The organism is Psychrobacter piechaudii, from assembly GCF_900162825.1.
Lineage (GTDB): Bacteria > Pseudomonadota > Gammaproteobacteria > Pseudomonadales > Moraxellaceae > Psychrobacter > Psychrobacter piechaudii.
The window spans coordinates 1-10,591 of sequence record NZ_FUGE01000111.1; the positions used below are offsets into that span (position 1 = coordinate 1).

Sequence of the window (10,591 nt, forward strand, 5' to 3'; positions counted from 1 at the left end):
ACGCATTAACATAGTTCCACACGAAGTTCACTGAACCGCTTAGACGATTCAGCTCTTTTATGTGTTTGTCTTTAATGCGTAGCTTGAGGGTTTTCATATGCTTAGTATGGCAAGATTAATTTTAACTTACAACCCTTTAACTGCTTCTTACGACAGTGTGTGTCGCCTTATATCCACCCCCTGAAGTGGGTGGTTTTACGGCGACTGGTGATAAAAAAAACCCATATCATTCAATAAGATACGGGCTTTTTCCAATTCATTTTAGTAGCTAATAATCTAACCAGATAACTGCAATGCTCATCTCTGAATCATTTTCTTCGGCTGTAAACGGCCATTTAGTTGTAACTCACCTAACCCCAAAAAGTCGCCTTCCTCATTAAATAATTTAATATCACAACTTCTTTCAGCCTGTGCAGCTTCCTTATCTAAGTCCTGATTCTCCGCCAATTCCTTGAGCAAATAAGCCATTAACGCTTCATCAAGCTGCGACTTAACATTGAGACGCTGACCCATTAGCAAACGTTGACACTCCTCATCGGTCACCACAAGCAAGCTTAGCCCGCTGATACAAGCATCCATGCCTTGCAATTGAGCCAAACGCTGTTCATGTGTTTGCTCTTCTAGCTCGTCAAGGCTGATGGCTTGATCAATATCAAAATGACCCACTTGGGTCCGACGCAAAGCCGTCAGATGCCCCAAAGTGTCCAAAGCTTGAGCGATATCCTCTCCCAACACTCGTACATAAGTGCCTTTAGAGCAAGTCACTGTTAATAATAACTCGTCTTTTTCTTCACCCTGCTCTAAAACTAGCTGCTTAATGCTGATAGGACGAGCTTCCCGTTCAATCTCGATACCTGCACGGGCATACTCATACAGCTTCTTGCCTTCTTTTTTTAAGGCAGAATACATGGGCGGGACTTGTTTAATATCACCTAAAAACTGAGCGGTTACCTGCGCTAAGTCTACTGCAGAAATCTCAGGGATGTCTTTTTCGGCAATAGGTTGCCCCTCCGCGTCACCGGTATCGGTTTGCACCCCTAATTTTATAACGGCCTGATAAGATTTATCCGCATCAAGTTGATAATGACTAAACTTAGTCGCTTCACCCAAACATACCGGCAATAACCCAGTGGCCATAGGATCAAGGGTACCAGTATGACCGGCCTTTTTGCTGTCATGGACAGGAGATTTAAGCAAATACTTTACCTTAGAGACCACCTGCTGTGAGGTCAGCCCCTTCGGTTTATCAATCAAAATAACGCCTGACACTTTACTCTTTTGGGCTTTATTTGAGGATTGAGCGGAGTTGGCTGCATTATTTATCGTCATTGATATCTACTCAATTCAGTGAATTTCAAAGGCAAATTAATCTCAAAAACCCAAGGTAAGCTAGCTATTAGAGTGCTGAGTTATTGTCGTCGTCGCCATCTTCGTCGCTATTGGCTTCGGTTTGCTCAGTCTTGGTCACGGCTTTGTTAATCAGCTCCATCATGTAGTTACCGCGAGCAGTCACTTCATCGTAATGGAATCTTAAGCGAGGTGTAGTGCGTGTTTTAAGGCTATGACTTAATTCAGTACGCAAGAAACCTGCCGCTTTATTAAGCACTTCTATGCTGGCCTCGTGACTGTGCTTACTCATCGCATCATTTAGCTCGGGTTCCATTACCGTCACATAAACGTCTGCATAACCCAAATCTGAGCTTACTTTGACGCTTGAGATAGTAACAAAACCGGTTAAACGGGGATCATTAATCTCATCACGAATAAGAACAGCGAGTTCACGCTGAATTTGATCACCCACACGTTGTAAACGTTGGCTCATGGTTCTTCCTTTTATTGCAGTTATTAGCAACAGCCTGACCCTCATTGTCAGCAGCACTTGATTATCAGTACTACTTGTTGTGACTTTGAGTGATTATGACTGATAATAACTCATAATATAATGGCTATAAAAAACAAAAAAAGACCTAACAGGATGACCTGATAGGTCTTTGATAACTACTTTTGATACTTAGATAGTACGCTGAATCTCTTGGATTTCAAACACTTCAATCTTATCGCCCACTTCAACGTCATAGCCGCGAACTGCAAGACCACACTCCATACCAGAGCGCACTTCGTTCACGTCATCTTTGTAGCGACGTAGCGACTGAAGCTGGCCGGTAAAGACCACTTTGTCATCACGTAATACGCGGATAGACTTGTTGCGATAGATAGTGCCTTCAACCACCATACAACCGGCAGCTGCGCCAAACTTACTTGAACGGAATACGTCACGTACTTCAGCGATACCCAAGATTTTCTCACGATGTTCAGGAGACAGCATACCACTCATGGCCGCCTTCACATCATCAATTAGACCATAGATTACGCTGTAGTAACGAATATCGATACCTGCTTCATCCGCTTTACGCTTAGCAGCATTGTCGGCACGAACGTTAAAGCCTAATAATACCGCTTCACTTGATTCAGCAAGCGTTACATCAGACTCTGCGATTGGGCCCACACCTGAGCTAATCACTTTCACTTTAACTTCGTCAGTAGATAACTCATTTAAGGCTGCAAGTAGGGCTTCTAACGTACCGCGTACGTCTGTCTTCAAGATAATATTTAAGAAAGACAAGTCGTCTTGACCCATCTGCTCAAACATACTCTCAAGACGCATCTTGTTCTGACGTTCAAGCAGTTGTTCACGCTCACGGTTAGCACGGAATTCAGCCACTTCACGGGCTTTCTTCTCATCAGATACCACTAAGAATTCGCTACCCGCTGCTGGTGTGTCTGGTAAACCTAGAATCTCTACTGGGATTGATGGACCGGCTGATTTAACACGTTGGCCTGTCTCATCAGTCATCGCACGAACTTTACCGTAGAACTCACCGGCTAAGACTAGATCGCCTTGATTTAAGGTTCCTTTCTTAACTAGAACACTGGCAACGGCACCACGGCCTTTTTCAAGACGTGACTCAATGACCACACCTTGTGCAGCACCTTCAGTTGGTGCTTCAAGTTCCATAAGCTCAGCTTGTAGGTTTACCAGCTCTAACAGCTCATCGATACCTTCGCCCGTTTTGGCAGAAATCTTCGCTAATGGGACATCACCGCCCCACTCTTCTGTTACCACTTCTTTAGTGGTTAACTCGTTTAGTACACGATCAGGGTCAGCGGTGCTCTTATCCATTTTGTTAATAGCAACGATGATTGGCGTACCAGAAGCACGAGCGTGATCAATGGCTTCTTCAGTTTGTGGCATCATACCATCATCAGCAGCCACAACTAGGATTACGATATCCGTCGCTTGGGCACCACGTGAACGCATAGCAGTAAATGCCGCGTGACCTGGGGTGTCTAGGAAAGTAATGACACCACGCTCAGTCTTAACATGATAAGCACCGATATGCTGCGTAATACCGCCGGCTTCACCTGGCGCTACTTTCGTTTCACGGATCTTATCTAATAAAGAGGTCTTACCATGGTCAACGTGACCCATAATAGTCACTACTGGCGGACGAGTTTGAACGTTACTGCTGCGCTCTTCCACCGCTTCTTGTAAGTCGTCTTCAACTTTGGTATCACTAACTGGAACTGGGTTGTGACCCATTTCTTCAACGATTAAGCTGGCTGTGGCTTGATCAATAGCTTCATCCGCAGCAACAATCTCGCCCATCTTCATTAATAGCTTAGTGACTTCACGGGCTTTAACCGCCATACGCTGAGCCAAATCAGAAACAACGATTTGTTCCGGAATCTCGACATTATGAACAATCTTCTCAACGGGCTTCTCAAATTTATGCTGAGAGGCTTGTGAAGATTTTAAGCCGTGTTTACGGTTGCGAATTTCACGCTCTTCTTGACCTTTACGGCGACGACCACGAGTGGCTGTACTAGAAGAACCGCGTTTAATTTCACGACGTTCTTTTTCAAAAGACTCTTCTAAAGCTTCACCCACTAGACCTTCAGCCAATGGCTCATCTTTGCGAACTTCAGCCACAGGTTCTTTGTCACTGTATTTACCCGCCATTTTGCGCATTTGCTCAAGGGTTTTCTTCTGAGCTTCTTCTGCTTGCTTACGGCGAGTTTCTGCTTCGATTTTGCGCAGACGTTCTTCTTCAGCTTCGCGGGCTTCACGCGCTTTGCGTTCTGCTGCTGTTTCCACTTTTGGTTTAGTCGGTGCTGCTTTCTTTTTCGGAGCTTGTTTTGCTTCTGCCGCAGCTTTACTGCCTTTTTTCACGACAACTGTAGAGACTTCGTCTTTTTTGTCATCAGAGGAGCTACCGCCACCCAAGTTAGCACGCATCGCCGCCAGTGTAGCTGCTTGACGCTCTTCGGCTTCTTTTTTGGCTTGTTCGCGTTTCTTCGCTTCTTCTTCAGCGCGTTGCTTCGCTTCTAAAGCCGCTTTTTCACGGGCAGCAATTTCTTCAGCCAATTTATTTGGGTCGGGCTTTTCAAATACTTTTTTCTTACGAACTTCAACATTAACGCTTTTTGACTTGCCTGAAGAGCCAGTCACGCGAGCGGTACTGGTCGTTTTAGATTTCAAGCTAATACGACGTTTTTCTTTTTGTCCGTGTGTTTGCTTCAGGAAAGCTACCAGCTGTTCTTGCTCAAGCTCGGTGACCAGGTCATCCTCGCCACGAGCAGGCAGCCCAGCGTCAGTCAGTTGCTTCTGTACTGCACTGACTGATTTGCTTACCATGTCTGCTAATTCTTTGACGGTCTTATCTGCCATTTATAGTCACCTATTTATTATTCTTCATTAAACCAAGATTCACGTGCCTTCATGATCAGCTCACCTGCAATTTTCTCATCAAGACCTTCAATGTCTTCAAGATCAAATACTGCTTGCTCTGCTAAATCATCTAACGTGATGATGTCACGTTGAGCCAGCTTATACGCCCAGTCGGTCGTCATGCCGTCCATTGTGAGCAACTCTTCGCTTGGCTCTTTCATATTTTGCTGTTTAACCAGTTCATCAGCAATGACTACTTCTTTTGCGCGCTCTTGAATCATTTCAATCGCGTCGTCGTCAAGACCTTCGATGTCATAGAAAGTCTCAGCAGGCACATAAGCCACTTCTTCAATACTGGTAAAGCCTACGTCTACTAACGCTTGAGCTAAGTCTTCATCTACTTCTAGACGATTATAGAACAGCTCAATATAAGCTTTTGTTTCATTCTGTTGACGCTCTAGGTATTCCGCCTCAAGCATCATATTTAGTTTATAACCGGTTAACTCAGAGGCCAAACGTACGTTTTGACCTTGGGCACCAATGGCGCGCGCTAACTGATCATTCGCAGTAAAGATGATGTCTGCTGTTTTGGCATCTTCATCTAGAATAATACTGCTTACGTCTGCTGGCTCTAAAGCACTGATAATGTACTGTGCCGGATCATCAGACCATACGATAACATCAATACGCTCTCCATCAAGCTCTGATTGTACGGCTTGGATACGAGTCCCACGCATACCAATACAGGCACCCACAGGATCAATACGATGATCATTGGTCTTCACTGATATTTTAGCACGAACACCAGGCTGACGGGCCACATCACGAATTTCGATGATTTGTTCGTTAATCTCAGGAACTTCTTTATTCATCAGCGCAATCAGCATATCTGGGCTGGTACGTGATAATAATAATTGCGCACCGCGGTTATCGCGATTCACATGATATAGGATAGCATTAATACGAGACTTTACGCGTAATTGTTCACGAGGTAGCATTTGATCACGTGATAAATAGCCTTCAGCATTATCGCCTAAATCAATGATATAGCCATCACGAGTTTGCTTTTTAACTTCGCCATACATCATCTCACCAATTCTTGGCTCGAAGGCATCTGCAGTTAAAGCACGTTCAGCTTCACGTATCTTTTGGATAATAACTTGCTTGGCTTGTGTGGCAGCAATGCGGCCAAATTCGATAGACTCGATTTGTTCTTCTTTAATATCACCAATTGACCATTCGTTTTCATCAAGATCACTGATGGCTAACTGACAAGCAGGCATCTCGTGGTCTTCATCCGCAACCACTGTCCAATAGCGGTACGTATCATAGTCACCGGTATCACGGTCAATTTCAACACGCACAGCGACTTCAGGCTGCTCGGTATAGACTCTTTTTTTAGTAGAAACCACCAAAGCCTCTTCGATTGCTTCGAAGATGTCTTCTGGATTTAGGCCTTTCTCGTTACTGACGGTCTCTACTACCGTTAAAATTTCTCGACTCATTACACACCTATCCTCGCCTACTTATCACTTAAAGTAGCAAAAAATTATTAAATTTATTTTTTATCTCGGGCCTAAAAGCTGTGAGGTTTAAGTTCATTCAAAACGCTAATTACTATTATCTCTAATACCAACCTAAATTAATATATAAGGTAGGTTAAAAAGTTAACAGTAAATGTCCGAATCAAATCAAATAAATAGTAAGCTTTAGATTCACTTATATGCCAAGATTACAAATCTTGATAGATTAAATTTGCTTTATCAATGTTATCAAGGGCAATATCGAACTGTTCGCCTTCGGGTGTGACTACAGATAATTGTTTATCGCCTAATTGCTCAAGCTTACCTGTCACTTTACGGCGTTTCGAGCTTCCCACGCCAACTGCTTGAATCAGACGTAAATTAAGCGTTTGACCCAAATAATCCGACATCTGCTCAGGGGCAAAGAAAGGTCTATCAAGACCTGGAGAGGAAACTTCAAGGACATATTCGCCTGCAATAGGATCATGCACTTCAAGCACACCACTAACTTGGTGAGTAACCGCTGCACAGTCTTCAATAGTAACCTGTTTATCAGCGGCTTTATCTTCTGGCAATGACTCAATATATATGCGCAATAGTGAACGCCCACCTTGCGGTAAGAATTCCACTCCCCACAGCGCTACATCACAAGCAGCAACAGCTGGGGCAATAATGTCGGTTAACTGAGTGACTTTATTAGATAACTTCATGACTCGTTTTTTAGTCCATAAATAGAAGTATCTATTATAAATGCATATTATGACTATTAGGCAATATTAAAAATAACAGATACAAAAAAACCCACAAACAATATGGTGGGTTAAATAAAAAGTAAGATTGAAATAAAAATGGTAGCGGGGGCTGGATTTGAACCAACGACCTTCGGGTTATGAGCCCGACGAGCTACCAGACTGCTCCACCCCGCATCAATCTAGGCTGACTATTATATGTAAAGTTAAAAGGGTTGTCAAGCAATAAACTAATTTAAATTTAAAAACTTACGAACACCCTATAAATCACCAAACTTATAGTCTTACCTTTACTACTTTGCCCCTTGGCTAGCTAATAACCGCTGCCTAAGTGCCAAACTGAATAACCATACTATACATATCTGATAGCAGAGTCAACACAATCATATTGGTGCGATTGGAGGGACTTGAACCCTCACAGCTTGCGCCACCACCCCCTCAAGATGGCGTGTCTACCAATTCCACCACAATCGCATTTTGTAACTTGTCATATCCCACAAGGCCAGATCATTCTTTAACGCTAATCAAATCTTTATTGAGGAAAAAGAAGATTAACTTAAATCCTTGCCTTCAGTGGTCACTAATTATTCTAAATTAGGTGGCACATTCTACTCGTCTTTAACTTAGGGTGCAACCCATTTAAAAAGTAGAGACCCCAGTATCCGTAACAAATACTGAGCTTCGCTTTACTCTGCTGGAGCAGGTGCTGGCTGAGAATTTGTTACCGGTACTTGAGAGGCCGCTGGTACATCTAGTTGATACTGACCTTCTGCTTGCTTACGGGCATGAACCGCCAACGTCAAACTGGTGCTAAAGAAGATAACCGCCAATACTGCAGTAGCACGTGTTAAAAAGTTGGCGCTACCTGCAGCCCCAAAAACCGTACCTGATGCGCCTGCCCCAAAAGAAGCTCCGGCATCCGCCCCTTTACCGTGTTGAATTAAAATCAACCCAATCATGGCAATAGCAACAATAATATGAATGGCTAAAATAATGTTAAACATGCTTTGCCTTACTTAATCTTAAGAGTTAAAAGACGAGAAAATTTCTATGTGACCGTATTTTACTTTATTTTTAATATCGAAACTTTTAATAATGAAGCTTTAATCATTAAGGTTTGAACAGTTAAAGCTTTAATCATTAATTTTTTGACAACTGGGTCAGTATCTTGTTGCCAATAGTGACTTTCAACTTCCCTGCTTTAATTTAAATCGAAGATAATTTAAATCAGAGACAAAGAGTCGCTATTGATCCGCAGCGTAATTATTTAGAAAATGCTTTGGCAATGTCAAGGAAGCTGTCCGCTTTTAAGGCAGCGCCCCCAACCAATACCCCATTAATCTGCTCTGACGCTGCAAAATCTTGGGCGTTTTCAGGCTTCACACTGCCCCCATATAAAACAGGGGTCTTGGCTAATGTGGCTTCAAAAGACTGTAAACGTTCACGAATAAACTTGTGCACCTCTGTGACTTCTTCAACACTTGGTACTTTACCGGTACCAATGGCCCAAACTGGCTCATAAGCAATAATCAACTTATTGGCAATATAATCAGCATCGGCAGCCTCTGAATGCTGTAAAAAATCAGCAATAATAGTCAGTTGTTCTGCCAATACTTGGGTAGTGTTGCCTGCTTCAAAGTCAGCTTCTGATTCACCAATACAGAAGATAACGCCTAAGCCTTGAGCCGCACAATGCTTCATCTTATTCAATAAAGTGTCGTTGTCTTCATTAAAATACTGACGACGCTCTGAGTGACCAATGATGGCCCATTGTACGCCTAAGTCTTGTAACTGCTGCGCAGAAACATCACCGGTATAGGCACCCGTTTCGGCAGACAAAGCTGACACATCTTGACAGACCAACTTGATAGCGGCCGATTTCGTACGCAGAATATCTTCAACCTGAGACAAATGCAATAAGCTTGGCGCCACCATAATATGGCAGTTTTGTAGGGCGGTGCTTTGAGCGTCTACACCCTCTACTAAATCATCCACTAAGGCTTGCACTGCACTAACTGAGGCAGGATTTAGCTTCCAATTACCGACAATCCAAGACTTCATAAAACACTCTCAATCAAAGAAATTCAACTTATTAACCAATGGTTTACCTATTAAGCGCTTAATAAAATAAAGCCTAATAGTAACGGATAAAGGTCAGCGTAAAAATATGATAGCCCTATATTATATCATAGTCTCATACAACTGATTTAGCCTTTATTGTTTCGAATATTGTTTATAAGTTGTAGTTTATAAAACTTTAAAAACAATTAAGCTTAGCTAATCATATTTAATGCTTGTGAAAGGGGTAAAAATAAGGTCTACTAAAAAATATATCTTTTGTCTGAAGTTTTATCCTCTTTTTTTGTCAGGCAGGCACCCTACTTATATAAGAAGCCTCCATGCACGACTCTAGCGTTTCTGTGCATCCCTCAGCTGCAACTAATGTCCCTCACCCTCTTGGCAATTCGAAATCGCTGGTCACATCGGTGCAGCTGACAGCGTTTGACAATGACCCCGTGGTTAAACTGGTAAATTCATTGCTGATGCAGGCTGTGCAGCTTGGGGTCTCAGACTTACACTTTGAGCCTGATGAGCAGCTGTATCGGGTTCGCTTCCGTATCGATGGTCTGCTAAAGCAAATGACAACCCTCTTACTGTCTTTAATTGCCAAAGTCTCTGCTCGCTTAAAAATCATGGCTCAAATGGACATCTCAGAACGCAGATTGCCACAAGATGGCCGCATCAAACTGCTCACCGCTGACAACCACACTCTCGATTATAGAGTCAGTGCCATACCCACCTTATTTGGCGAAAAAATAGTACTTCGGGTGATTGATTGCGCCGATTCCCTAGTAGACATTAATGAGTTGGGGCTTGAGCAAGATCAACAGCAAATATTTTTACAAGCTTTACATCAACCACAAGGCATCGTGCTCATTACAGGCCCCACCGGCTCTGGGAAAACCTTATCGTTATACGCTGGTCTAAAGCTATTAAATACCGAAACCACCAATATCTCTACCGTTGAAGACCCAGTAGAAATAAACCTGTCCGGAGTGAACCAAGTTAGCATTAATCCCAAGATAGGCCTAAGTTTTAATACGGCACTTAAGTCTTTTTTGCGTCAAGACCCAGATGTGATTGTGATTGGCGAGATTCGAGATTTAGAGACCGCTGATAGTGCTATTCGAGCTGCCCAAACTGGTCATTTGGTACTCTCCACTTTACATACCAACTCAGCCACAGAAACCCTAGCCCGCTTACATCACATGGGAGTTGCCGACTTTAATATTGCCACTGCCATTAGCTTGGTGGTGGCTCAACGCCTAGCCAGACGTTTATGTGTCCATTGTAAAAAGCGCGTTGATGTGCCCAGTCATAGTCTATTGCAAATGGGGTTTTTAGACAGCGACCTAAAGCAAATATCAGATTGTGATTCGACTCACTCTGCTATTTTTGAAGCGATGGGATGTGAGCACTGTACAGACGGCTTTGACCTCCTCCCCTCGCTAAACCGAGGGGATTCCTACAGCTAGACGGTCAAGCCCGACCGCAAGGATGTTCTTAGCCGCATTGATATCTCTATCATG

7 protein-coding genes, 2 tRNA genes and 3 pseudogenes are annotated in these 10,591 nt (G+C 43.2%); 1 reads left to right on the forward strand and 11 read right to left on the reverse strand.

Annotation, left to right across the window (positions count from 1 at the left end; all coding sequences use genetic code 11):
- The 10 genes and pseudogenes from A1019T_RS13615 to tpiA form a co-directional block, all read right to left on the reverse strand.
- Positions 1-97: pseudogene (locus tag A1019T_RS13615) on the reverse strand (transposase); the annotation flags it as partial.
- 200 nt (positions 98-297) lie between these two features.
- Complete coding sequence (gene truB / locus A1019T_RS05490; RefSeq protein ID WP_077450774.1) at positions 298-1,329, reverse strand: tRNA pseudouridine(55) synthase TruB; 1,032 nt, start codon at positions 1,327-1,329, stop codon at positions 298-300.
- A 67-nt stretch (positions 1,330-1,396) separates the two neighbouring features.
- Positions 1,397-1,822 carry a ribosome-binding factor A gene (locus tag A1019T_RS05495; RefSeq protein WP_077450775.1) on the reverse strand — a complete coding sequence of 142 codons (426 nt, stop codon included), beginning with the start codon at positions 1,820-1,822 and terminating at the stop codon, positions 1,397-1,399.
- Between the two features lie 189 nt (positions 1,823-2,011).
- The gene (infB, locus tag A1019T_RS05500) at positions 2,012-4,729 is read right to left on the reverse strand and encodes a translation initiation factor IF-2 (protein WP_077450776.1); all 2,718 of its coding nucleotides are present in this window, start codon (positions 4,727-4,729) and stop codon (positions 2,012-2,014) included.
- A gap of 17 nt (positions 4,730-4,746) precedes the next feature.
- Positions 4,747-6,234 (reverse strand): transcription termination factor NusA, encoded by a 1,488-nt coding sequence (gene nusA / locus A1019T_RS05505; RefSeq protein ID WP_077450777.1) that lies wholly within the window; start codon positions 6,232-6,234, stop codon positions 4,747-4,749.
- 227 nt (positions 6,235-6,461) lie between these two features.
- Entirely contained in the window at positions 6,462-6,962 is a 501-nt protein-coding gene (gene rimP / locus A1019T_RS05510; RefSeq protein ID WP_077448307.1) for a ribosome maturation factor RimP, read from the reverse strand.
- Positions 6,963-7,101: 139 nt separating this feature from the next.
- Positions 7,102-7,178: transfer RNA gene (locus tag A1019T_RS05515), tRNA-Met, on the reverse strand.
- A gap of 212 nt (positions 7,179-7,390) precedes the next feature.
- Positions 7,391-7,475 (reverse strand) — tRNA-Leu (locus A1019T_RS05520).
- Between the two features lie 212 nt (positions 7,476-7,687).
- Complete coding sequence (secG, locus tag A1019T_RS05525) at positions 7,688-8,005, reverse strand: preprotein translocase subunit SecG (protein ID WP_077450778.1); 318 nt, start codon at positions 8,003-8,005, stop codon at positions 7,688-7,690.
- A 259-nt stretch (positions 8,006-8,264) separates the two neighbouring features.
- The gene (gene tpiA / locus A1019T_RS05530; protein WP_077450779.1) at positions 8,265-9,062 is read right to left on the reverse strand and encodes a triose-phosphate isomerase; all 798 of its coding nucleotides are present in this window, start codon (positions 9,060-9,062) and stop codon (positions 8,265-8,267) included.
- Positions 9,063-9,505: 443 nt separating this feature from the next.
- Between tpiA and A1019T_RS05535 the strand changes: the two are divergent.
- Positions 9,506-10,495 (forward strand): annotated as a pseudogene (locus tag A1019T_RS05535) (GspE/PulE family protein); the annotation flags it as partial.
- 15 nt (positions 10,496-10,510) lie between these two features.
- Here the strand turns inward: A1019T_RS05535 and A1019T_RS13620 are convergent.
- Positions 10,511-10,591: pseudogene (locus tag A1019T_RS13620) on the reverse strand (RNA-guided endonuclease TnpB family protein); the annotation flags it as partial.

Bases quoted from the DNA above. Each gene is read 5' to 3' on its own strand.
- truB (WP_077450774.1), bottom strand. From the start codon at position 1,329: ATGACGATAAATAATGCAGCCAACTCCGCTCAATCCTCAAATAAAGCC.
- A1019T_RS05495 (WP_077450775.1), bottom strand. From the start codon at position 1,822: ATGAGCCAACGTTTACAACGTGTGGGTGATCAAATTCAGCGTGAACTC.
- infB (WP_077450776.1), bottom strand. From the start codon at position 4,729: ATGGCAGATAAGACCGTCAAAGAATTAGCAGACATGGTAAGCAAATCA.
- nusA (WP_077450777.1), bottom strand. From the start codon at position 6,234: ATGAGTCGAGAAATTTTAACGGTAGTAGAGACCGTCAGTAACGAGAAA.
- rimP (WP_077448307.1), bottom strand. From the start codon at position 6,962: ATGAAGTTATCTAATAAAGTCACTCAGTTAACCGACATTATTGCCCCA.
- secG (WP_077450778.1), bottom strand. From the start codon at position 8,005: ATGTTTAACATTATTTTAGCCATTCATATTATTGTTGCTATTGCCATG.
- tpiA (WP_077450779.1), bottom strand. From the start codon at position 9,062: ATGAAGTCTTGGATTGTCGGTAATTGGAAGCTAAATCCTGCCTCAGTT.